Source organism: Streptomyces sp. NPDC046831, from assembly GCF_040645305.1.
Taxonomy (GTDB): Bacteria; Actinomycetota; Actinomycetes; order Streptomycetales; family Streptomycetaceae; genus Streptomyces.
Genome location: NZ_JBEYXZ010000005.1, coordinates 176,800 through 199,369, shown reverse-complemented (window position 1 = coordinate 199,369; position 22,570 = coordinate 176,800). Strand labels below are relative to the sequence as shown.

General features: G+C 71.7%; 19 protein-coding genes. 2 read left to right on the top strand and 17 right to left on the bottom strand.

What is annotated here, in order from left to right:
* Nucleotides 1-89 precede the first annotated feature (89 nt).
* The 9 genes from ruvX to ABZ920_RS07320 form a co-directional block, all read right to left on the bottom strand.
* Nucleotides 90-554 (bottom strand): Holliday junction resolvase RuvX, encoded by a 465-nt coding sequence (ruvX, locus tag ABZ920_RS07360; RefSeq protein ID WP_361499736.1) that lies wholly within the window; start codon nucleotides 552-554, stop codon nucleotides 90-92.
* Nucleotides 555-569: 15 nt separating this feature from the next.
* Entirely contained in the window at nucleotides 570-3,242 is a 2,673-nt protein-coding gene (gene alaS, locus ABZ920_RS07355) for an alanine--tRNA ligase (protein ID WP_361499734.1), read from the bottom strand.
* Nucleotides 3,242-3,607, bottom strand: a complete 366-nt coding sequence (locus ABZ920_RS07350; protein WP_361499732.1) for a hypothetical protein — start codon at nucleotides 3,605-3,607, stop codon at nucleotides 3,242-3,244. Before ABZ920_RS07350 ends, alaS begins: the two co-directional genes overlap by 1 nt.
* A gap of 9 nt (nucleotides 3,608-3,616) precedes the next feature.
* Nucleotides 3,617-4,060 (bottom strand): DUF948 domain-containing protein, encoded by a 444-nt coding sequence (locus tag ABZ920_RS07345; protein ID WP_361499730.1) that lies wholly within the window; start codon nucleotides 4,058-4,060, stop codon nucleotides 3,617-3,619.
* A gap of 530 nt (nucleotides 4,061-4,590) precedes the next feature.
* Complete coding sequence (gene rpsD, locus ABZ920_RS07340) at nucleotides 4,591-5,205, bottom strand: 30S ribosomal protein S4 (RefSeq protein WP_361499728.1); 615 nt, start codon at nucleotides 5,203-5,205, stop codon at nucleotides 4,591-4,593.
* Between the two features lie 343 nt (nucleotides 5,206-5,548).
* Nucleotides 5,549-6,904 (bottom strand): replication-associated recombination protein A, encoded by a 1,356-nt coding sequence (locus ABZ920_RS07335; protein ID WP_361499726.1) that lies wholly within the window; start codon nucleotides 6,902-6,904, stop codon nucleotides 5,549-5,551.
* Nucleotides 6,905-7,000: 96 nt separating this feature from the next.
* Complete coding sequence (locus ABZ920_RS07330) at nucleotides 7,001-7,657, bottom strand: vitamin K epoxide reductase family protein (RefSeq protein ID WP_361499724.1); 657 nt, start codon at nucleotides 7,655-7,657, stop codon at nucleotides 7,001-7,003.
* Nucleotides 7,658-8,262: 605 nt separating this feature from the next.
* Nucleotides 8,263-9,525 carry a histidine--tRNA ligase gene (gene hisS, locus ABZ920_RS07325; RefSeq protein WP_361499722.1) on the bottom strand — a complete coding sequence of 421 codons (1,263 nt, stop codon included), beginning with the start codon at nucleotides 9,523-9,525 and terminating at the stop codon, nucleotides 8,263-8,265.
* 11 nt (nucleotides 9,526-9,536) lie between these two features.
* Complete coding sequence (locus tag ABZ920_RS07320; RefSeq protein WP_361499720.1) at nucleotides 9,537-10,253, bottom strand: MBL fold metallo-hydrolase; 717 nt, start codon at nucleotides 10,251-10,253, stop codon at nucleotides 9,537-9,539.
* A 197-nt stretch (nucleotides 10,254-10,450) separates the two neighbouring features.
* Between ABZ920_RS07320 and ABZ920_RS07315 the strand changes: the two genes are divergently transcribed.
* Nucleotides 10,451-11,269, top strand: a complete 819-nt coding sequence (locus ABZ920_RS07315) for a peptidylprolyl isomerase (protein ID WP_361499718.1) — start codon at nucleotides 10,451-10,453, stop codon at nucleotides 11,267-11,269.
* A gap of 134 nt (nucleotides 11,270-11,403) precedes the next feature.
* Nucleotides 11,404-12,633 (top strand): DUF349 domain-containing protein, encoded by a 1,230-nt coding sequence (locus tag ABZ920_RS07310; protein WP_361499716.1) that lies wholly within the window; start codon nucleotides 11,404-11,406, stop codon nucleotides 12,631-12,633.
* A gap of 432 nt (nucleotides 12,634-13,065) precedes the next feature.
* Here the strand turns inward: ABZ920_RS07310 and ABZ920_RS07305 are convergent, their stop codons facing one another.
* The 8 genes from ABZ920_RS07305 to ruvC form a co-directional block, all read right to left on the bottom strand.
* Nucleotides 13,066-15,627, bottom strand: coding sequence for a bifunctional (p)ppGpp synthetase/guanosine-3',5'-bis(diphosphate) 3'-pyrophosphohydrolase (locus tag ABZ920_RS07305; RefSeq protein WP_361499714.1), 2,562 nt, complete (start codon nucleotides 15,625-15,627; stop codon nucleotides 13,066-13,068).
* A gap of 239 nt (nucleotides 15,628-15,866) precedes the next feature.
* The gene (locus tag ABZ920_RS07300) at nucleotides 15,867-16,406 is read right to left on the bottom strand and encodes an adenine phosphoribosyltransferase (RefSeq protein ID WP_361499712.1); all 540 of its coding nucleotides are present in this window, start codon (nucleotides 16,404-16,406) and stop codon (nucleotides 15,867-15,869) included.
* Nucleotides 16,403-17,521, bottom strand: a complete 1,119-nt coding sequence (secF, locus tag ABZ920_RS07295; RefSeq protein WP_361499710.1) for a protein translocase subunit SecF — start codon at nucleotides 17,519-17,521, stop codon at nucleotides 16,403-16,405. The genes ABZ920_RS07300 and secF overlap by 4 nt, the downstream gene beginning before the upstream one ends.
* Before the next feature lies 1 nt (nucleotide 17,522).
* On the bottom strand, nucleotides 17,523-19,304 hold the full coding sequence (gene secD, locus ABZ920_RS07290) for a protein translocase subunit SecD (RefSeq protein WP_361499708.1): 1,782 nt from the start codon (nucleotides 19,302-19,304) through the stop codon (nucleotides 17,523-17,525).
* Between the two features lie 129 nt (nucleotides 19,305-19,433).
* On the bottom strand, nucleotides 19,434-19,931 hold the full coding sequence (gene yajC / locus ABZ920_RS07285; protein WP_361499706.1) for a preprotein translocase subunit YajC: 498 nt from the start codon (nucleotides 19,929-19,931) through the stop codon (nucleotides 19,434-19,436).
* 166 nt (nucleotides 19,932-20,097) lie between these two features.
* Complete coding sequence (ruvB, locus tag ABZ920_RS07280; RefSeq protein ID WP_361499704.1) at nucleotides 20,098-21,189, bottom strand: Holliday junction branch migration DNA helicase RuvB; 1,092 nt, start codon at nucleotides 21,187-21,189, stop codon at nucleotides 20,098-20,100.
* Nucleotides 21,190-21,315: 126 nt separating this feature from the next.
* The gene (ruvA, locus tag ABZ920_RS07275) at nucleotides 21,316-21,921 is read right to left on the bottom strand and encodes a Holliday junction branch migration protein RuvA (protein WP_361499700.1); all 606 of its coding nucleotides are present in this window, start codon (nucleotides 21,919-21,921) and stop codon (nucleotides 21,316-21,318) included.
* The gene (ruvC, locus tag ABZ920_RS07270; RefSeq protein ID WP_361499698.1) at nucleotides 21,918-22,478 is read right to left on the bottom strand and encodes a crossover junction endodeoxyribonuclease RuvC; all 561 of its coding nucleotides are present in this window, start codon (nucleotides 22,476-22,478) and stop codon (nucleotides 21,918-21,920) included. Before ruvC ends, ruvA begins: the two co-directional genes overlap by 4 nt.
* Nucleotides 22,479-22,570 lie beyond the last annotated feature (92 nt).

Below are 22,570 nucleotides of genomic sequence, written 5' to 3'. Positions count from 1 at the left end.
GGCCCTCGTCCCCGGCTCCCGTTCCGCCTCTTGCTGTGCGCCGGCTGTTCGAACACCGGCGCATCGCGCGGAACGTTACCGTATCGCGATCAGGTACCGACTTCGACGCCCTCGCCGGGTGCTCTGCCTGACACTCGTTCGGATTCGAGGGCCTGCTGCAGGATCACCACGGCGGCCGCCTGGTCGATGACCGACCGGCCTTTCCTGGACTTCACGCCCGAGGCGCGCAGCCCCTGACCGGCTGTCACGGTCGTCATCCGCTCGTCCACCAGTCTGACCGCGACCGGGGCGATCATGCGGGCCAGTTCCCGTGCGAAGCCGCGGACCTTGACGGCGGCCGGGCCCTCGCCCCCCTTGAGGGAGCGAGGGAGCCCGACGACGACCTCGATCGGCTCGTACTCCTCCACGAGCCGGCCCAGCCGCCGGTACGCCGCGGGGACGTCACGGCCCGGGACCGTCTCCACCGGGGTGGCGAGGATCCCGTCGGGGTCGCAGGAGGCGACCCCGATCCGGGCGTCCCCGACGTCGATCGCGAGCCGGCGTCCTCTCCTCATCGTCCTGACCGCCCTCTACTTGGCGGTCTCGGCGACCAGGCGCTCGACGGCCTCGGCGGCCTCCCCCACGGCGGCCGGGTTCTGGCCGCCGCCCTGGGCGACGTCCGGCTTGCCGCCACCGCCGCCGCCGAGGGTCTTGGCGGCCGTGCGGACCAGCTCGCCGGCCTTCAGACCGCGCTCGCGGGCGGCCTCGTTGGTGGCGATCACCGTCAGCGGCTTGCCGTTGTTCACCGTGAACAGGGCGACGACGGCCGCCCGGCCGCCCTGGATGCGGCCGCGCACGTCCAGGACCAGCTTGCGCAGGTCGTCGGGCGTGGTGCCGGCCGGGACCTGCCCGGTGACCACGGCGACCCCGCGGACGTCCCGGGCGGACTCGGCGAGCCCGGCGGCGGCCTGGAGCACCTTCTCGGCGCGGAACTTCTCGATCTCCTTCTCGGCGTCCTTCAGCTTGCCGAGCATGCCGGCGACCTTCTCCGGCAGCTCCTCCGGACGGCCCTTGAGCAGTTCGGTGAGCTGGTTGACGACCGTGTGCTCGCGGGCGAGGAAGGTGTAGGCGTCGACGCCGACCAGGGCCTCGATACGGCGCACGCCCGAGCCGATGGACGACTCGCCGAGCAGCTTCACCAGGCCCAGCTGGGCGGTGTTGTGCACGTGCGTGCCGCCGCACAGCTCCTTGGAGAAGTCGCCGATGGTCACCACGCGCACGCGCTCGCCGTACTTCTCGCCGAACTCGGCGATGGCGCCCTGCTTCCTGGCCTCGTCGATGCCCATGACGTCGGCGCGCACGTCGAGGTCGCGGGCGAGCACCTCGTTGATCTTCTGCTCGACGTCGGTCATCACCGTCTGCGGAACGGCCGACGGGGAGCCGAAGTCGAAGCGGAAGCGGCCGGGCTGGTTCTCGGAGCCGGCCTGGGCGGCCGTCGGGCCGAGGGCGTCGCGCAGGGCCTGGTGGGTCAGGTGCGTGGCCGAGTGGGCGCGGGCGATGGCCTTGCGGCGCAGGGAGTCGATCGAGGCGTGGGCCTTGGCCCCGACGGTGACCTCGCCGACCTGGACGACGCCCTTGTGGACGTACACGCCCGGGACCGGCTTCTGGGTGTCGCGCACCTCGACGACGGCGCCGGAGTCCACCCTGATGCGGCCGGTGTCGCCGATCTGGCCGCCGCCCTCGGCGTAGAACGGCGTGCGGTCGAGGACGATCTCCACCTCGTCGCCCTCGACGGCGGCCGGGGAGGACACACCGTCCACGAGGATGCCGACGATCGTCGACTCGCCCTGGGTGTCGGTGTAGCCGATGAAGTCGGTCACGCCGGCCCGGTCGGCGATCTCGCGGTAGGCGCCGAGGTCGGCGTGGCCGGTCTTCTTGGCCTGGGCGTCGGCCTTGGCGCGCTCCCGCTGCTCCTTCATCAGGCGGCGGAAGCCGTCCTCGTCCACGGACAGCCCCTGCTCGGCGGCCATCTCCAGGGTGAGGTCGATCGGGAAGCCCCAGGTGTCGTGCAGCAGGAAGGCCTTGTCGCCGGACAGGACCGTGCCGCCAGCGGCCTTCGTCTCGGTCACGGCGGTGTCGAGGATGTTGGTACCGGCCTTCAGCGTCTTGAGGAAGGCGTTCTCCTCGGCCAGGGCGACCTTCTCGATGCGCTCGCGGTCGGTGACGAGCTCGGGGTACTGCCGGCCCATCATGCCGATCACGGTGTCGATCAGGTCCTTGACGACCGGACCGGTGGCGCCGAGCAAGCGCATGTTGCGGATGGCGCGGCGCATGATGCGGCGCAGCACGTAGCCGCGGCCCTCGTTGCCCGGGGTCACGCCGTCACCGATGAGCATGGTGGCGGTGCGCATGTGGTCGGTGACCACGCGCAGGGACACGTCCGAGTCGTGGGCGTCGCCGTAGCGGACGCCGGTGAGCTCCGTGGCCTTGTCGATCACGGCCATGGACGTGTCGATCTCGTACATGTTCTGCACGCCCTGCAGAATCATGGCGAGCCGTTCGAGGCCGAGGCCGGTGTCGATGTTCTTGCTCGGCAGGTCCCCGAGGATCTCGAAGTTGTCCTTGCCGGTGCCCTCGCCGCGCTCGTACTGCATGAAGACGAGGTTCCAGATCTCCACGTACCGCTCGTCGTTGACGGCGGGGCCGCCCTCGACGCCGAACTCGGGGCCGCGGTCGTAGTTGATCTCGGAGCAGGGGCCGCAGGGGCCGGGGACGCCCATGGACCAGAAGTTGTCCTTCATGCCCAGGCGCTGGATGCGCTCCCTGGGCACGCCGACGACCTCGTGCCAGATCTGCTCGGCCTCGTCGTCGTCCTGGTAGACGGTGATCCACAGGCGCTCGGGGTCGAGGCCGTAACCGCCCTTGTCCTGGGGCGAGGTGAGCAGCTCCCAGGCGAGCTTGATGGCGCCTTCCTTGAAGTAGTCGCCGAAGGAGAAGTTGCCGCACATCTGGAAGAACGTGCCGTGGCGCGTGGTCTTGCCGACCTCTTCGATGTCGGGCGTGCGCACGCACTTCTGCACGCTGGTGGCGCGCGGGAACGGCGGCTTGACCTCGCCCAGGAAGTAGGGCTTGAAGGGCACCATGCCGGCCGGGACGAGGAGCAGAGTCGGGTCGTCCGCGATGAGCGACGCCGAAGGGACGACGGTGTGCCCGCGCTCCTCGAAGAAGCTCAGCCAGCGGCGGCGGATCTCAGCCGACTCCATCAGTGGTCCTCATTCCGGTTGTACGGGTGCTTCGTCTGCGGGTACGTCGGCGTCTCGACGTGCTCCGGGTCGTCGCGGTTCTCGATGGCGGCGTACCGCCTGGGTGCGGGGAGTCCGGTGTCGACGGGCGCGTTCAGTCCGAGCGCCTCGCCGAGTTCGGCCTCCCGCTGGGCCATGTTGTCGCGGACGTCGAGGGCGAAGCCCACCGCTCGGTCCTTGATCCGGTGGCCGGCCTCGATCGCCTTGTTCGCCGCGGTGGCGGCCAGGCTCTCGGGGGTGAGCTGCCTCAGCTTGCGGTTGACCTTGGTGGTGGCCCACACACCGGCGGCGACGCCTGTGCTGAACCAGAACGTACGGCGGAACATCGCTAGTCCTTACTTCTCCCGGTTGTTCCGCTTCCCCCGCCGCGCGCCCGGGACGGTGCGGCCCACGATCACGGTACGCCTCGCCTCCTTGGCGGGCACGTCCTCCCGGCGGCCGCCTCCCATGGCCCGGCGCACGCCGTAGCCGAAGGCGGCGACCTTGACCAGGGGGCCGCCGAAGGTGGAGGCGACGGTGGTCGACAGCGCGGAGGCGTTGGACGTGACCTCCTGGACGTCCGAGGCGATCGAGTCGACCCGCTCGATCTGGGTCTGCGCGGAACGCACCGCCCGGGAGGCGTCGGACAGCAGCGGGACGGCCTGCTCGGTCACGTCCGCCACGAGCTTGGTGGTCGCCTTGAGCGTCTGGGCCAGCCTCACCAGTGCGACGGCGAGGAAGGAGACCAGGATCGCCCAGAAGACGGCCACCAGGATCCCGGCCACCTCTCCACCGGACACTGTGCGCACCCGCTCCCTGAAACGTGCCTGAACATCGAAAACTCTGCACCGAGCCTATCGCGCCGGTGACGGGGCTCCGTACCGGATTTCCGCCCGCGTGCTGCGGAGTTGCGCGAAGCGATTGTACGCACTGCACATGTCTCAGCACGCTCCGTGCCCCGTGCGCGTCACGCAGGCCTCCGCGTCCGGCGATCTGCCGCGGGAGCCCGAGGCGTTCGTCGGCCGCACGTCCGAACGGTCCGGGCCGGCGCGGGCTCCGGCGGCCGCGCGGCTGGTGACCGTGACGGGGGCCGGCGGGTTGGGCACGTCGCGCCTCGCGGGCGGAGCCGGCGGTGCTGCAGGGTGCCGGGAGCCGCATGTGCGTCGGTGTGGGGGCTCAGGCTGTTCGGGTCGGCCTACTTCAACGCGCCCATGAGCTGTGCGCGGCCCGGGCGCGGCAGTTGCGCGGCGGACATGCGCGAGCCCGCCGCCCCGCCCGCCCGGGAGGGCGGGGAGACGGCGGGCCGGGGTGGTACGGCGCCTGCCGGTGATCAGCGGGCGTAGTACTCGACGACGAGCTGCTCGTCGCAGATCACCGGGATCTCCTTGCGGTTCGGCTCGCGGTCCAGGCGGAACGCCAGTGCCTTGAGGTTCACCTGCAGGTAGCGGGGGGTCTCGCCCTCGGGGGCGAAGCCGCCCTCACGGGCGATCTGGAACAGCGTCTTGTCACGGCTGCGGTCGCGGACCTCGACCACGTCGTCGGGACGGACGACGAAGGACGGCTTGTCGACCTTCTTGCCGTTGACCTGGATGTGGCCGTGGACGACCATCTGGCGGGCCTGGTAGATCGTGCGGGCGATGCCCGAACGCAGGACCAGGGCGTCCAGACGCTTCTCGAGCTCGACGATCAGGGCCTCACCGGTCTTGCCCTGAACCTTGGCGGCACGCTCGTAGGCGCGCACCAGCTGGCGCTCGGAGACGTCGTACTGAGCGCGCAGGCGCTGCTTCTCCAGCAGACGGACCTTGTAGTCCGAGTTCTGCTTGCGGCCGCGGCCGTGCTCACCCGGCGGGTAGGGGCGGGCCTCGAAGTACTTGACGGCCTTCGGGGTCAGCGCGATGCCGAGGGCACGCGACTTCTTGACCTTGGGGCGGGACTGGTTCGCCATGAACCAAACACCTCAATTTCTGTGCGAATACGGCTTCACCAGGGTTAGGGGAGGTCGCATCCGCAGCCGGGGAAACCCGCCTGGTCCGCTGCGCGGACCGGGTGGGCAGCCGCTCCCCTGGTCTGGGCACATACGTGCAGCACGCGAGTGGCCCACCGACCTCTCCCGGAGCTCCGGGTGGTGGTGGGCTGCCCGCGACACCGTTCGCCGGTGCGCGACGCTCCTGGAGATCCCGTGCCCGGGGGCCGGGTCTCCGGCTGGATGTCCCGCTCTGGTGGTGCCGGTGCCTCCTGGGGAGGTGCCGGACGCGGGACTCAGCGCTTCGAGACATCCTACAGGCCGTTCAGGAACGCTTCCGACCGAGGTGCTTGCGGGTCCACTCGACCGCGTCCGCGTACCGGGCCTCCGCGCCGTGCCGGCCCGGGGCGTAGTACTCGCGGTCCTTCAGGGCGTCCGGGGCGTACTGCTGGGCGGCGATGCCCTCGGGCAGGTCGTGCGGGTACACGTAGCCCTGCGCGTGCCCGAGCTTGGCCGCGCCCTGGTAGTGCCCGTCCCGCAGGTGGCGCGGCACCGGCCCGGCCAGGCCCTTGCGCACGTCGTCCAGGGCGGCGCCGATCGCGGTGGTCGCCGAGTTCGACTTCGGGGCCAGGGCGAGGGCGATGGTGGCGTGGCTCAGGGTGAGCGCGGCCTCCGGGAAGCCGATCATGGCGACGGCCTGGGCGGCGGCGACCGCGATCGGCAGGGCGTTCGGGTCGGCCAGGCCGATGTCCTCGCTGGCGGAGATCATCAGGCGGCGGGCGATGAAGCGGGGGTCCTCGCCGGCCTCGATCATCCGCGCGAGGTAGTGCAGCGCCGCGTCGACGTCGGAGCCGCGGATGGACTTGATCAGGGCGCTGGCGACGTCGTAGTGCTGGTCGCCGTCGCGGTCGTACGTCACGGCCGCCCGGTCGACCGTCTCCTCCAGCGTCGTGAGGGCGATCTCGCTCTCGCCCTTGTCCAGGGCCGCCCCGGCGGCGGCCTCCAGCGCGGTCAGGGCGCGGCGGGCGTCGCCCCCGGCGATGCGCAGCAGGTGCTCCTCGGTGTCCTCGGGGAGGCCGACGGCGTCCTTCAGACCCCGCTCGTCGGTGAGCGCGCGCCGCAGCAGGCCGCGGATGTCGTCGTCGGTGAGGGGTTCGAGGGTGAGGAGGAGGGAGCGCGACAGCAGCGGCGAGATCACGGAGAAGTACGGGTTCTCCGTGGTCGCCGCGATCAGCGTCACCCAGCGGTTCTCCACGGCGGGGAGCAGGGAGTCCTGCTGGGCCTTGCTGAAGCGGTGGATCTCGTCGAGGAAGAGGACGGTCTCCTGGCCGTAGCCGCCGGAGGCGCGGCGGGCGCCGTCGATGACCGCGCGGACCTCCTTGACGCCCGCGGTGATCGCCGACAGCTCCACGAAGCGCTTGTTGGTGGCCTTGGAGACGACGTAGGCCAGCGTCGTCTTGCCGGTGCCGGGCGGGCCCCAGAGGATCACCGAGGAGGGTCCGGCCGGGCCGCCCGAGCCCTCGCCGACCAGTCTGCGCAGGGGCGACCCCGGCTTGAGCAGGTGCTGCTGGCCCACCACCTCGTCGAGGGTGCGCGGGCGCATCCGTACCGCCAGGGGGCTCGCAGCCGGTTCCCTCTCCTGGCGTTCTTCTGCTGCGGCGGTGAACAGGTCGGGCTCCACGTCGGCAACCTTATGTCACCGCGCTGACAACGCCGCCGGGCCCGGAGCCGGTGGGGTCCGGCTCCGGGCCCGGCGGCCCGCGTTCACCGCTCCGGGTCAGGCCCAGAGGCTGCCGCCCCAGCGGGTCAGGATGAGCATGACGATGACACCGCAGTGCGTGACCGGCAGCACCCAGGTGAACTCCGCGAGGAAGTTCTTCACCGGGCGCGGCACGGGCAGGAAGTCGTTGCGGGCGTTGAACGAGGTCACGTACCAGAACATGACGATCGTGGCGACCCAGGCCAGCGAGCACCACAGGCACAGCGCGTTGATGCGGTACAGCGACTGGAACTGCAGCCAGGTGACGAAGCAGACGCCGAAGAGCGTGCCGAAGTTGAAGGTCAGCCAGTACCAGCGGGGGAAGCGGGCGCGGGCCAGCAGGCTCATGCCGACGCAGACGACGATGCCGTAGGCGACCAGGCCGAGCATCGGGTTCGGGAAGCCGAAGACGGCGGCCTGCTTGGACTCCATGACGCTGCCGCACGAGACGATCGGGTTGATGCTGCAGCTGGGGGTGAACGTCTTGCCGCTCACCTTGCCTTCGAGGATCTTGAACTTGTCGATCGTGATGACCCACGCGGCGAGCACGCCGGCCGCGCCGGTGATCACCAGCAGCAGGCCGAAGGCGCGGCTGCCCCCCACCGTCCGCGGCCCGGGGACCGCGGGTTCCGGCTCGCGCTCGGTGGAGACGTCCCTGACTGTCGTCTTGCTCATCACGCCGATTCCGTCACTCGAGAGCTGGACCTGCTTCGGGCACGGGCCATTCTGCCGCACGGGCGCGGGTGTCCACCGTTCGATCCGCATAAGGAGCGTGCGCGGCGGCCCCCTGGGGCCGGGTGGCGCACGACGCCCGGAACGGGCGGCGGCCGGATCCCCGGGGCGCGGACGGGGACCTCGCACACGGTCCGGGAACGCCGTCGCGGACCGTGGCCGCCGCAGCCGCCGCCGGCCTCCGACCAGCGGGCACTTCGGCCCGCGGGGTCGGTCACGCGGGCAGCAGCACCGCGGCGCGTCCGCGGGTGCCCGGGTTCCGGTCGCGGGCTCCGGCGTCCGTCCCGGGGGTGGGGCGGGCGGCCGTTACCCGCCCGTTCGCCCGTGCGGGGAATCATCGGGCCGGACGAATCCGCGCCCGCGGAGTTGACCGTCCCGGTGGGCGTGCGGCACTACGCGCTCTCCGGCCCCGGGCCGTCTCCCGCGGCCGCCGGGCGGGGACGGCGCGGGTGAACCGGGGCGCCGGGGCCCGGGCCGCCCGGGAACGGACACCCCTGCCCATGACGGGGCGCCGGGCGCCTCACGGCACCCGGCGCCCCCGCGGTGTCTCAGCCGAGCCGTGACTCCAGCTCCGCCACGATCTCGTTCACGCCGATCGGTGTCTGCTCGCCGGACTCCATGTCCTTGAGCTGGACGACGCCCTCGGCGAGGTCGCGCTCGCCGGCCACCACGGCGTAGCGGGCGCCGCTGCGGTTGGCGTTCTTCATGGCGCCCTTGAGGCCCTTGTGACCGTAGGAGAAGTCGGCGGCGATGCCGTTCTTGCGCAGCTCGGTGACCTTCCCGAACAGCACGCGGCGGGCCTCCTCGCCGAGCGGCACGGCGAACACGCTCGTGACGGCGGGCAGTTCGAGCTCGATGCCCTCCGCCTCCAGCGCCAGCACCGTGCGGTCGACGCCCAGCGCCCAGCCCACCGACGGCAGCGCGGGACCGCCGATCATCTCCGACAGGCCGTCGTAGCGGCCGCCGCCGCCCACCGCGGACTGCGAGCCGAGCCCGTCGTGGACGAACTCGAAGGTCGTGCGGGTGTAGTAGTCCAGGCCGCGCACCAGCTTCGGGTCGTCCTCGAAGGCCACGCCCGCCGCCGTGATCAGCTCGCGGACCTCCTCGTGGTACGCCTTGCAGGCGTCGCACAGGTAGTCGCGCAGCAGCGGGGCGCCCGTCAGCTGCTTCTGCACCGACTCGCGCTTGTCGTCCAGCACGCGCAGCGGGTTGATGTCGATGCGGCGGCGGGTGTCCTCGTCGAGGTCGAGGCCGCGCAGGAAGTCCTGCAGGGCGGCCCGGTAGACCGGACGGCACTCCTGGTCGCCGAGGCTGTTGAGCAGGATGCGGAAGGTGCGCAGGCCCAGCGAGCGGTACGCCTGGTCGGCGAGGATGATCAGCTCGGCGTCCAGCGCCGGGTCCTCCGCGCCGATCGCCTCGGCGCCGACCTGCGAGAAGTGGCGGTAGCGGCCCTTCTGGGGGCGCTCGTAGCGGTAGTACGAGCCCGAGTACCAGAGCTTGACCGGCAGGTTGCCCGCCTTGTGCAGGTTGGCCTCCAGCGCGGCGCGCAGGACGGAGGCGGTGCCCTCCGGGCGCAGCGCCAGCCGGTCGCCGCCCTTGGTCTCGAAGGCGTACATCTCCTTGGTCACGATGTCGGTCGACTCGCCGACACCGCGGGCGAACAGCTCCACGTTCTCGAAGCCGGGCGTCTCGATGTAGCCGTAGCCGGAGTTGCGCAGGGGTGCCGCGATCGCCTCCCGGACCGCGAGGTACTTCGCGGAGTTGGGCGGGATCAGGTCGTACGTGCCCTTGGGGGCCTTGAAGGTGCTCACGAAGTCTCTCGTCACATTCCTCGTCGGGGAGCGGGCCGGGCGCTGTGCTCCTCGCCGCCCGCCGCCACCTGCCGCAGGTAGGGGTTGGTGGCGCGCTCCTGGCCGATGGTCGTCTGGGGGCCGTGGCCGGACAGCACCACGGTCGAGTCGTCGAGCGGCAGGCACACGCGGGCCAGCGAGTCGAGCATCTCGGCCATGTCACCGCCGGGCAGGTCGGTGCGTCCGACGGAGCCGGCGAAGAGCAGATCCCCGGAGAAGAGGACCGACGGGACGTCGGCGCTCTCGGGCATCCGGAAGGTCACCGACCCCTTCGTATGGCCGGGCGCGTGCGCGACGGAGAACTCCAGGCCGGCCAGCTCCAGCCCGGCGCCGTCGGCCAGCTCCTGGACGTCGTCCGGCTCCCCCACGGTCAGCTCGCCCATCAGCGGCATCCCGATGGAACGGCCGAGCGCCTTCTCCGGGTCGCTCATCATGTAGCGGTCGGCCGGGTGGATCCAGGCGGGCACGCCGTGGGCGCCGCACACGGGGACGACGGAGGCCACGTGGTCGATGTGGCCGTGGGTGAGGACGACGGCGACGGGCTTGAGGCGATGCTTCCTGACCGCGTCCTCGACGCCCTGGGCGGCCTGGTGGCCGGGGTCGATGATCACGCACTCCTCACCGGCGGCGGGGGCGACGAGGTAGCAGTTCGTCCCCCAGGCCCCGGCGGGGAACCCGGCAATGAGCACGATCGTCCTTCGTTGTGTCGGTACGGGCGGTCCGGGGCGGATACGCGCGGCTGCGCGTGGTCGCACCCGTCGTCAGAGCCTACCGGCGCTGCCGATTCCTCAGCGAACCCATATACGGTACGGGGCACAACGCAGGCGGTCGGCCGCAGGACGCACGTGTACCGGCCGGCACCCCAGACGCATGAGGAGAGAACCCGGTGGTCAGCCAGGAACAGCGGCGGCGTCAGCTCGCCCGGGAGAAGTTCTTGCGGCAGCAGCAGCGGCGCACCGCCGCGCGGCGCAAAGCGCGCATGCGCAACTCCGTGATCGCGTCGGTGCTCGGCGTGGTCGTCATCGGCAGCGTCGCGCTGTACACGACCGGTGTCCTGAAGAACGACGACGGCAAGGCCGGCGCCAGTGCGGACGTCTCCCCCAGCGCCTCGGCCAGCAAGGCGCCGGACCCGTGCGAGAAGGCCGCCGCGGGCTCGGTGAAGAAGCTGAGCTGGAAGAAGGAGCCGGCGATGACGATCGACAAGTCGGCGTCGTACACGCTTCAGCTCGCCACGACGTGCGGCGAGATAGACGTGGCCATGAAGGCGGCTGCCGCGCCGCACACCGTGAACTCGTTCAACTTCCTGGCCGGCGAGGGCTACTTCGACCACACCAAGTGCCACCGGCTCACCACGAACGGCATCTACGTGCTGCAGTGCGGCGACCCGACGGGCGCCGGCAGCGGCGGCCCCGGATACACGCTTCCCGACGAGAACCTCAAGGACAAGAGCCTGAAGGGCAACGTCTACCCGGCCGGCACGGTGGCGATGGCGAACACCGGGCAGCCGCACACCGGCGGCAGCCAGTTCTTCCTGGTCTACCAGGACAGCCAGTTGCCGCCCAACTATGCGCCGTTCGGTACCGTTTCCGCATCCGGGCTGAAGGTGCTGAAGAAGATCGCCGACGCGGGTGAGAACACCGGCGCGGGCGACGGGGCTCCCAACGCCACGGTCGTCATCGACAAGGCCACTGTCGCGAAATCCTGACGTCAACCGCGAGATTTCGGTCGGGCAGGATGCGGACAGGAAACCCGCCGGTCGCCTATGTTGGCGGTGACGAAACTGTGGACGATGCCCGGGGGAGCCAAGGCCCCCCGCAGGCATCATGTGGAGGAGGCGCTGTGAGCAGCGACCCGTGGGGCCGCGTCGACGAGACGGGGACCGTGTACGTGCGGACGGCCGACGGCGAGCAGGTCGTCGGTTCCTGGCAGGCCGGCTCCCCCGAGGAGGCGCTGGCCTACTTCGAACGCAAGTACGAGGGCCTGGTCGTCGAGATCGGCCTCCTCGAGAAGCGTGTCCGGACCACCGACCTGTCGGCCAAGGACGCCCAGGCCGCCATCGACCATCTCCGGGAGCAGATCGACGCGCACCACGCGGTCGGCGACCTGGACGCTCTGCGGGCCCGCCTGGACAAGCTGGTCCGGACGGTCGAGGCGCGCCGCGAGGAGCGCAAGGCGCAGCGCGCCCGGCAGGCCGACGAGGCCCGGCACGCCAAGGAGGCACTGGTCGTCGAGGCGGAGGAGCTGGCCCGGTCCGACCAGTGGCGGGCCGCCGGTGAGCGGCTGCGCGCGCTCGTGGACACCTGGAAGGGGCTGCCGCGCCTGGACCGCAAGTCCGACGACGAGCTGTGGCACCGCTTCTCGCACGCGCGGTCGGCGTTCTCCAAGCGGCGCAAGGCCCACTTCGCGCAGCTGGACGCGCAGCGCGAGGAGGCCCGGAAGACCAAGGAACGGCTGGTCGCCGAGGCCGAGGCGCTGTCGGACTCGACGGACTGGGGCGCCACGGCGGCCCGCTACCGCGAGCTGATGGCGGAGTGGAAGGCCGCGGGCCGCGCCCAGCGCGAGCACGAGGACGACCTGTGGAACCGCTTCCGCGGCGCCCAGGACGTCTTCTTCGCCGCCCGCAGCTCGGTCTTCGCCGAGCGGGACGCGGAGCAGGCGGAGAACCTGAAGCTGAAGGAGGAGCTGGCCCAGGAGGCCGAGAAGCTCCTGCCGATCACGGACCTCAAGGCCGCCCGGGCCGCCTTCCGCTCGATCAACGAGCGCTGGGAGACCATCGGCCACGTGCCGCGCGACGCCCGTCCGCGGATCGAGGGCCGCATGCACACCGTCGACCGGGCGATCCAGGAGGCCGAGGAGGCCGAGTGGCGCCGGACGAACCCGGAGGCGCGGGCGCGTGCCGAGGGTCTGACGGGTCAGCTCCAGGCCGCGGTGGACAAGCTGAAGGGCCAGATCGAGCAGGCCCGGGCGCAGGGCAACACCTCGCGGGCCGAGAAGCTCGAGAGGGAGCTGGAAGGCCGCCAGGCGCTCCTCGACCAGGCGCTCAAGGGGCTGCACGAGTTCGGCGGCTGAGTCACGCCGGCACGGCCGGTCACCGGGGTCCGGGGTGGGCGACCACCACCGGGCCCTGGTGCGTTCTCGGGTGAGCGGGGCCGGCTGTGGTCGGGCCCGGCCGTTCCGCTGAGCGCGGCTGGCTGCCGTCGGACCCGGTGCGTTCCGCCGAACACGGCCGACAGCCGTCGGGCCCGGCCGTTCCGCTGAGCGCGGCCCGGTTCGCCGTCGTCGGACCGCCCGGTCCGTTGCCGGACGGCAGCCGGTTCGCCGTCGTCGGACCGCCCGGTCCGTTGCGCGGGCGTACTGCCACCGCGGCGCTCAGGGCCTTCCCCGGCGCCGGGGCGGGCGCGAACGACGGTGCCCCGGGCCGCGGTGCGTTCGCGCGGGACGCGGCCGCCCGGTTCCCCGTCGCGCCGGCGCAGCTCAGGTCAGGTCAGGTCAGGAGGCAGGTCACTGCCTGCGCGCCGACGTCACCCGGTACACGTCGTAGACGCCCTCCACGCCCCGCACCGCCTTCAGGACGTGCCCCAGGTGCTTGGGGTCGCCCATCTCGAAGGTGAAGCGGGAGGTCGCGACCCGGTCGCGGGAGGTCTGGACGGCCGCCGAGAGGATGTTGACGTGCTGGTCGGACAGCACGCGGGTGACGTCCGACAGCAGCCGGGACCGGTCCAGGGCCTCGACCTGGATGGCGACCAGGAAGACCGAGGACTGCGTGGGCGCCCACTCGACGTCCAGCATGCGCTCCGGCTCACGGGAGAGGGACTCCACGTTCACGCAGTCGTTGCGGTGGACCGACACCCCGCTGCCCCGCGTGACGAACCCGATGACGGGGTCGCCGGGAACGGGGGTGCAGCAGCGGGCCAGCTTGACCCACACGTCCTCGACGCCCTTGACGACGACGCCCGGGTCGGCGCTGGAGCGGCGCTTGCGGCTGCGGCCGCGCGACGGCGGCACGCTCTCGTCGATCTCCTCGGTGGCCGCCTCCTCGCCGCCGAGCGCCTGGACGAGCTTCTGCACGATGTTCTGCGCGGAGACATGACCCTCGCCGATCGCCGCGTACAGCGCGGAGATGTCCGAGTAGCGCATCTCGTGCGCGAGGGTGACCAGCGAGTCGCCGGTGAGGATGCGCTGGATGGGCAGGTTCTGCTTGCGCATGGCCCGCACGATCGCGTCCTTGCCGTGCTCGATCGCCTCGTCGCGGCGCTCCTTGGAGAACCAGGCCCTTATCTTGTTCCGGGCGCGCGGCGACTTCACGAAGCCGAGCCAGTCGCGGGACGGGCCCGCGCCGGTCGCCTTGGAGGTGAAGACCTCCACCAGGTCGCCGTTGTCGAGTGTCGACTCCAGCGGCACGAGGCGGCCGTTGACCCGCGCTCCTATGGTGCGGTGACCGACCTCGGTGTGGACCGCGTAGGCGAAGTCGACCGGGGTGGCCCCGGCCGGCAGCGCGATGACGTCGCCCTTGGGGGTGAAGACGAAGACCTCGTTGCGGGAGAGGTCGAAGCGCAGGGACTCCAGGAACTCGCCGGGGTCCTCGGTCTCCTTCTGCCAGTCCAGCAGCTGCCGCAGCCACGCCATGTCGTTGATGGCGTCCTTGTCCTTGCCGGACGCCTTGGGCACGTCGGTACGCACCTTGGAGGCGCCGGCGACGGCCTCCTGCTTGTACTTCCAGTGCGCGGCGATGCCGTACTCGGCGCGGCGGTGCATGTCGAACGTGCGGATCTGGAGTTCGACCGGCTTGCCGCTGGGGCCGATGACCGTCGTGTGGAGCGACTGGTACATGTTGAACTTGGGCATCGCGATGTAGTCCTTGAACCGCCCCGGAACCGGGTTCCAGCGGGCGTGGACGGAGCCCAGTGCCGCGTAGCAGTCGCGGACGGTGTCGACGAGGACCCGGATGCCGACCAGGTCGTAGATCTCCGCGAAGTCGCGGCCGCGCACGATCATCTTCTGGTAGACGCTGTAGTAGTGCTTCGGGCGCCCGGTGACGGTGGCCCGGATACGGGCGGCGCGCAGGTCGGCCTGGACCTCGTCGATCACCTTGGCCAGGTACTCGTCGCGCTTGGGGGCGCGCTCGGCGACCAGGCGGACAATCTCGTCGTACATCTTCGGGTAGAGGATCGCGAAGGCGAGGTCCTCCAGCTCCCACTTGATGGTGTTCATGCCCAGGCGGTGGGCGAGCGGCGCGTAGATCTCCAGGGTCTCGCGCGCCTTCTTCTCCTGCTTCTCGCGCTTGAGGTAGCGCATGGTGCGCATGTTGTGCAGGCGGTCGGCGAGCTTGATGACCAGGACGCGCGGGTCCTTGGCCATGGCGACGACCATCTTGCGCACGGTCTCCGCCTGCGCGGCCTCGCCGAACTTGACCTTGTCCAGCTTGGTGACGCCGTCGACGAGCAGGGCGACGGTGTCGCCGAAGTCGCGGCGCAGCTGGTCGAGGCCGTACTCGGTGTCCTCGACGGTGTCGTGCAGCAGGCCCGCCATCAGCGTGGCCGGGTCCATGCCGAGCTCGGCGAGGATGGTGGTCACCGCGAGCGGGTGCGTGATGTACGGGTCGCCGCTCTTGCGCTTCTGACCGCGGTGCCAGCGCTCGGCGACCTGGTAGGCGCGCTCGATCTGGCGCAGCGTGGCGGCGTCGATCTTCGGGTCGTTGCTGCGCACTATCCGCAGCAGCGGCTCGAGGACCGGGTTGTAGGGGTTGGCGCGCTGGACGCCGAGGCGGGCGAGGCGGGCGCGGACGCGGTTGGAGGAGCCGGAGCGGGCCGGCTGGCCGGCGGCCGGACGGACGACGGGAGGCGTCGCGGGACGCTCGGACGACGGGGATCCGCCCGGTCGAGCGGGGTCGGCGGCGGGGGCCGGCTTGGGGCGCGCCTGCTCGGCGGACTGGTCGACGGGCGCCGACTGGGCGTGCTCGGCCGTCCCGCGGGTGTCGTTCGTCGCGTGCGGCGCGGGCTTCGCCGCGGGCGCCGAGGCGGACTCGGGCTTGGCGGCGGTCAGTGGCTGGGCCTCGTCTGGCAAGAGGACTCCTCGTGCGCGATCCGGGTCCCCCGGTCAGGCTCCGGAGGTCCCATGGTAGCGATCCCGGGCTCCGGCATCGCCTCCGGCCCGTCGAGCGGGCCGTATGCACACCAAACGCACGGGACGGGCGCCGGATTCCTCCGGGCCCGTCCCGTGCGGTGTGAAGCGGGCGTCCCGCGGCTCGCGAGGGACGTGCGCACCGGGTGCCGGCCGTGCCCCGCGGGGCGCGGCCGGGCGGTTCAGAGCGTGAGCAGCGCCTCCAGCGGCGCGCCCCGCAGCGCCTGCTCCAGACGTGCGCGGCCGCCGAGGAATCCGAGCTCCATCAGGACCGCGACGCCCGCGACCTGGGCGCCCGCCCTGCGGATCAGCTCGATCGAGGCCTCGGCGGTGCCGCCGGTGGCGAGGACGTCGTCGACGACCAGGACGCGGTCGGCGGCGGTCAGGTCCTCGGCGTGCACCTCGATCTCCGCGGAGCCGTACTCCAGGTCGTAGGCCTGGCGGAGGGTGGCTCCGGGCAGCTTGCCCGCCTTGCGCACGGGGATGAAGCCGAGGCCCGCGCGGACGGCGACCGGGGCCCCGAGGATGAAGCCGCGGGCCTCCAGACCCACGACCTTGGTCGCGTTCTGCCCGGTGGCGACGTCCGCCAGGGCGCCGGTGAGGGCGGCGAACGCCGACGGGTCCGCCAGGAGCGGGGTGATGTCCTTGAACATCACCCCGGTCTCCGGGTAGTCGGCGACGTCGCGGATACGGCTGAGCAGGAGCTCCTGGATGTCGGTCATCGGCGCTTTCCGGAAGGTCGGCCGCGGCCCCTGTTCCGGGACGCGGGCTGGTGGCGCGGGCCCACGAAGGCGGGGGCCGCGTCCTCGGTGTCGTCGTCCCCGGGCACGCCCACGGGCTCGGCGTCCAGGGGCTCGCCCTTGGCGGCGGCCTGGGCCCGCCTGGCGAGCACGCGCTTCCTGAGCGCCCTCATCTGCGGCTCGCGCTCCTTGAGGTCGGCGACGAGCGGCGTGGCGATGAAGATGGAGGAGTACGCACCGGCCGCGAGGCCGACGAACAGCGACAGCGAGATGTCGTTGAGCATGCCCGCGCCGAGGACGCCGCCGCCGATGAACAGCAGGCCCGCCACCGGCAGCAGCGCGACCACCGTGGTGTTGATCGACCGGACCAGGGTGCTGTTGATGGAGCGGTTGGCGATGTCGCTGTACGTCCAGCGGGTCTGCCGGGTGATGTCCCTCGTCTGCTCCTTGAGGCTGTCGAAGACGACGACCGTGTCGTAGAGCGAGTAACCGAGGATCGTCAGCAGACCGATCACGGTGCCCGGCGTGACCTCGAAGCCGACGAGGGCGTAGATGCCGGTGGTGATGGTGATGTCGTGGACCAGGGCGACGAGGGCCGCCAGAGCCATGCGCCACTCGAAGGCGATGGCCAGGTAGATCACCACGAGCACCATGAAGATGCCGAGGCCCTGCCAGGCCTTGTTGGCGATCTGCTCACCCCAGCTGGGGCCCACCAGGTCGGCGTTGATCTTCTCCGCGTCGACGCTGAGGTCCTTGGCGAGCGCGTCCTTGATCTGGTCCGACTTCTCGGTGTCGATACCGGCGATCTGGATGCGCAGGCTGCCGTCGCCCAGCTTCTGGACGATCGCGTCGTGGCCGGAGGCCTCCTCCGCGTACGTCTCTGCCTGGGGCACCGAGACGGTCATGCCCTTCGGGGTGGTGAAGACCGCTCCGCCCTGGAACTCGATGCCCATGTTCAGGCCGCGCACCGCCAGGCCGAGGATGGCCGTGATGGTGATCAGGATGGAGACGCCGTACCAGATCTTGCGCTTGCCGACGAAGTCGTAGCCGACCTCGCCGCGGTGCAGTCGGGCGCCGAGGTTGCCGAGCTTCGACATCTCACGCCTCCTTCGTCTCGACGGGGCCGGCGGCCGGACGGGATGGACGGGTGCGGCGCAGCGGAGGCTTGGCACCCAGGCGCTTGGGGTCCAGACCGGACCAGCTGTGGCCCTGTCCGAAGAACTTCCTGCGGGCCAGGATCGTCAGCAGCGGCCGGGTGAACAGGAAGACCACGACCACGTCGAGGAGGGTGGTCAGGCCGAGCGTGAACGCGAAACCCTGGACCTTGCCGACGGTGACGATGAAGAGGACCGCGGCGGCCAGGAACGACACGAAGTCGGAGACCAGGATGGTGCGCCGCGCCCGCGGCCAGCCGCGCTCGATCGCCGGGCGCAGCGAGCGGCCCTCGCGGATCTCGTCCCGGACCCGTTCGAAGAACACGATGAACGAGTCCGCCGTGATGCCGATCGCGACGATCGCGCCGCAGACGGCCGGCAGGTTGAGCGCGAAGCCGATGGCCGGGCCGAGCAGCGCCATGATCACGTAGGTGAGGAGCGCCGAGACCAGCAGGGAGGCGACGGCGATCAGGGCCAGGCCGCGGTAGTAGACCACCAGGTAGATGACGACCAGGGCGAGGCCGATGGCGCCCGCGATCAGGCCGGCGTGCAGCTGGTCGCCGCCGAGCGCGGCGGTGACGGTGGTGACGCTGTCCTCCTTGAAGGTCAGCGGCAGGGCGCCGTAGGACAGCATGTTGGCGAGGCTCTGGGCCGCCTGCTGGTCGAAGCTGCCGGAGATCTCCGCGTTGCCGCCGGTCAGCGCCTCACGGACGTACGGGTCGGAGACGACCTCACCGTCGAGGACGATCGCGAACTGGTTCTGCGGGGACTGGTTCTGGGCGAGCTTGCCGGTGATGTCCGCGAACTTCTTCGCGCCCTTGGACGTGAAGTCCATGGTGACGGTCCAGCCGGCGGCGGTCTGCGTGTTGTAGACGGCCTGGGCCTTCTTGACGTCCGTGCCGTCCACGGCGGCCGGGCCGAGGATGTACTTCTGCCACACGCCCTGGGAGTTCTTGCCGCACGCGACGGTCGAGTCGGTGGGTCGGGCGCCCTTGCCGGCGGTGGCGCGGACCGCTTCCTTGCTGCAGTCCAGCGCGGCGTACTCGGCCTGGAGCTTGCTGTCGGCGTCGCCGGTGGTGGCGCCGGCGGACGGGGAGGCACTGCTGGTGGCCGGCGGGCTGGAGGACGTCGTGGCGCCCGCCGACGGGGTGGCGTCCGCCGTCAGGCCGCCGGTGACCGCGCGGCCCTGCTGGGTGGGGCTCGCCGACGGGCTCGCGGAGGAGGACGCCTTGTCGGTCGCCTTGTCCGTGGCCTTGTCGGTCGCCTTGTCCCCGGTGTTCCCGGAGGCGCTCGGCGTCGGGGTCGGCGCGGCGCCGCCGGAGACCTCGGTGGCGAGGACCGGGCGGAAGTACAGCTTCGCGGTGGTGCCGACCTGTTCCCGGGCCTGCTTGGAGTTGGTGCCCTTGGGAATGTTGACGATGATGTTGCGGCTGCCCTGCGTCTGGACCTCGGCCTCCGAGACGCCCAGACCGTTGACACGGCGGTTCATGATGTCGACCGCGGTGTCCATGTTGGTCTTGTTGATCGCGGATTCCTGCCCGCGCTCGGGGACCGCCCTCAGGGTGATGCTCGTACCGCCGGCCAGGTCGATGCCGAGACGCGGAGTGGTGTGCCCGGAGGCGAACATGCCTCCGGTGAGCGCCACGATGGCGATCAGGATGAGGGCCAGCGAGCGCCACGGCTTGCTCTGGGCGCTCCCGCTCCGGCCCTTCTTAGGTGCTGCCACCTTTTCTGACTCCCTCTCGGGCCGCCCCGCGCCGGGTGGGTCAGGTGGCGGCCATGACATGGTGTCGGAACCCCGTACGAAACGCGCACTCCAGGGCGCGCGGCCCCTGCCGCGCGCCCTGGAGGCCTGCTACTTCGTCTCGGGGTCGCCGTCGGTCTTCTTCGGCTCTTCGTGCGCCTTCGTCTCGGCGGCGGTGTCGGCCGGCTCCTCGGCCGCGTCCTTCTTGCCGAGGTCGATGGGCTTGTCGTCGGAGGCGGCGGAAGCGTCGGCGGCCGGCTCGTCGGTCTCGGTGAGGGAGGAGGCGTCGTCGGGGACGAGGCCGGCGTCGGACTTCAGGTCGTGCTCGATGCCGTGGACGATGCGGTTGTACTCGTCGTCGGACAGGACGGCGCCGATCGCGTTCTTCGCGAACAGCAGCTCCACACCCGGACCCGCGTCGAGGAGGACCGTCTCGTCGCTGACCTCCTTGACCGTCGCGTACATGCCCCCGATGGTGCGGACACCACTGCCGGGCTGCATCTGGTTCCGCATGTCGGCGGCCTGCTGCTGCTTCTTCTTGGCCGACCGGGTCATCAGGAACATGGCCCCGATGAGCACGATGAACGGGAGGAGGGTCACGAGACTCACGGGTCGGTACTTCCTTCACACGACCGCGTTGGTGGGCGGCCTTCTGGATGGGGGTGTAGGTGTGCTGCCGACTGGGGCGGCATCGGCGGAGTCTAAGCGAGTCCGCGCACAAGGAACAACGCTCAGCATGGCACCTGGGTTCCTGCCCGGGCCACTGCGCACGCCGTCACGCCCCGAACAGGTCCTGTTGTCCGTTTCCCGTGGCTGACGCGCGCGGCGGGGTCAGGCCGAGATGGGCCCAGGCGGCGGGGGTGGCGACCCGGCCGCGCGGGGTGCGGGCGAGCAGGCCCTCCCGGACGAGGAACGGCTCGGCGACCTCCTCGACGGTCTCCCGCTCCTCCCCCACCGCGACCGCCAGCGTCGACAGGCCGACCGGGCCGCCGCCGAACAGCTTCAGCAGCGCCTGCAGGACCGCCCGGTCGAGCCGGTCGAGGCCGCGGGCGTCCACCTCGTACACCGCGAGCGCGGCCGCGGCGATCTCCCTGGTGATCAGGCCGTCCGCCTTGACCTGGGCGTAGTCGCGCACCCGGCGCAGCAGGCGGTTGGCGATGCGGGGCGTGCCGCGGGAGCGGCCGGCGATCTCGGCGGCGCCGTCGGCGTCGATCTCGACGTCGAGCAGGTGCGCCGACCGGTGGATGACGCGCTGCAGTTCGGCGGGCTCGTAGAACTCCATGTGCGCGGTGAAGCCGAAGCGGTCGCGCAGCGGGGGCGGCAGCAGGCCGGCACGCGTGGTGGCGCCGACCAGCGTGAACGGCGGCAGTTCGAGCGGAATGGCGGTGGCGCCGGGGCCCTTGCCGACGACGACGTCGACCCGGAAGTCCTCCATCGCCATGTACAGCATCTCCTCGGCGGGCCGGGACATCCGGTGGATCTCGTCGAGGAAGAGCACCTCGCCCTCCTGGAGGGAGGACAGGATCGCGGCGAGGTCGCCGGCGTGCTGGATGGCGGGGCCGCTGGTGATGCGGATGGGGGCGCCCATCTCGGCCGCGATGATCATCGACAGGGTGGTCTTGCCGAGGCCGGGGGCGCCGGACAGCAGCACGTGGTCGGCGGTGGCGCCACGGGCGCGGGCGGCGCGCAGGACCAGGTCGAGCTGTTCGCGGACCTTCTCCTGGCCGATGAACTCACCCAGGTCCTTGGGGCGCAGGGCGGCCTCGACGGCCTGGTCCTCACGGTCGGCGACCGGACCCACCAGCCGCTCCACGGCGCCGCCGCCGAGCCCCTCGGCGGCGCTGTCGGTCGTGTCGTCCCAGTTCACTCGAGTTCTCCTAGCCGGTGGTGCCGGGTGCGTCGGTCGGGCGGTGGCCCGGAGGGTGTCCTTCCGGGGGTGCGGCGCCCGGGCCGTTCCGGGCCGCACGGCCGGGCCGTGCGCGGGCTGCGGCGCTCAGCGGGCCCGGTTCAGGCTCCGCAGGGCCGCCTTCAGCAGCGCGCCCACCTGCGGGGTGCCCTCCGCGGCCTCGGCCTGCGGGGCGACGGCCGCCACGGCCTCGTCGGCCTCGCGGGTGGCGTAGCCGAGCCCGATCAGGGCGGCGTGCAGCTGGTCGCGCCAGCCGCTCGTCACGGGCGCGCCGACAGCGGGGGCGCCGACCGGCTCGCCGAGGCGGTCCTTCAGCTCCAGCAGCAGCTTCTGGGCGCCCTTCTTGCCGATGCCGGGGACGGCGGTGAGCGCCTTCTCGTCACCGGTGGAGACGGCGCGGCGCAGGGCGTCGGGGCTGTGCACGGCCAGCATGGCCTGGGCCAGGCGCGGCCCGACGCCGCTCGCGGTCTGCAGCAGCTCGAAGACCTGGCGCTCGTCGTCGTCGGCGAAGCCGTAGAGGGTGAGCGAGTCCTCGCGTACGACGAGGGAGGTGGCGAGCCTGGCCGGCCGGCCCACGCGCAGCGCCGACAGCGTGTTCGGCGTGCACTGGACGGCCATGCCGACGCCGCCCACCTCGAGCACCGCGGCGTCGGGAGCGAGCGCGGCCACCGTGCCGCTGAGGAAGGCGATCATGCGCTACGCCCCTTCGACGTGTCGGATGTGTTCGGGCCGGCTGTCGCCGCCCGCTGGGCCACGGCCTGCCGCAGCCGCTGCTGCGCGGGCGCGCGCCAGATGTGGCAGATGGCGAGTGCGAGGGCGTCGGCGGCGTCGGCGGGCTTCGGTGGCGCGCTGAGCCGCAGCAGTCGGGTCACCATGGCGCCGACCTGCGCCTTGTCGGCTCGGCCGCTGCCGGTGACGGCGGCTTTCACCTCGCTGGGCGTGTGCAGGGCGACGGGGAGTCCGCGGCGGGTGGCGCACAGCAGCGCGACGGCACTGGCCTGGGCGGTGCCCATGACCGTGCGGACGTTGTGCTGGCTGAAGACCCGCTCGACGGCGACGTACTCGGGCCGGAACTCGTCCAGCCACTGCTCGATGCCCTGCTCGACGGCGACCAGGCGGTGTCCCAGCTCGGCGTCCGCGGGGGTGCGGACGACGCCGACGCCGAGCATGGTCAGCGGCCGGCCCGCGACGCCCTCGACGACACCGACCCCGCACCGCGTCAGCCCCGGGTCCACCCCCAGCACGCGCACGCGCGCCCCTTTCCTCGATCGCCTGTTTGTGCAGGCTATCGGGTGCCACCGACAACGACGTACGGCGGCGCCGGACAAGGGGACGGGCCGAC

Coding starts and splice junctions, on each gene's coding strand:
- ruvA (WP_361499700.1), bottom strand. CDS start 21,921: ATGATCGCCTTCCTCAGCGGCACGGTGGCCGCGCTCGCTCCCGACGCC.
- secF (WP_361499710.1), bottom strand. CDS start 17,521: ATGTCGAAGCTCGGCAACCTCGGCGCCCGACTGCACCGCGGCGAGGTC.
- ABZ920_RS07330 (WP_361499724.1), bottom strand. CDS start 7,657: ATGAGCAAGACGACAGTCAGGGACGTCTCCACCGAGCGCGAGCCGGAA.
- ABZ920_RS07350 (WP_361499732.1), bottom strand. CDS start 3,607: ATGTTCCGCCGTACGTTCTGGTTCAGCACAGGCGTCGCCGCCGGTGTG.
- alaS (WP_361499734.1), bottom strand. CDS start 3,242: ATGGAGTCGGCTGAGATCCGCCGCCGCTGGCTGAGCTTCTTCGAGGAG.
- ABZ920_RS07300 (WP_361499712.1), bottom strand. CDS start 16,406: ATGACCGACATCCAGGAGCTCCTGCTCAGCCGTATCCGCGACGTCGCC.
- rpsD (WP_361499728.1), bottom strand. CDS start 5,205: ATGGCGAACCAGTCCCGCCCCAAGGTCAAGAAGTCGCGTGCCCTCGGC.
- ruvX (WP_361499736.1), bottom strand. CDS start 554: ATGAGGAGAGGACGCCGGCTCGCGATCGACGTCGGGGACGCCCGGATC.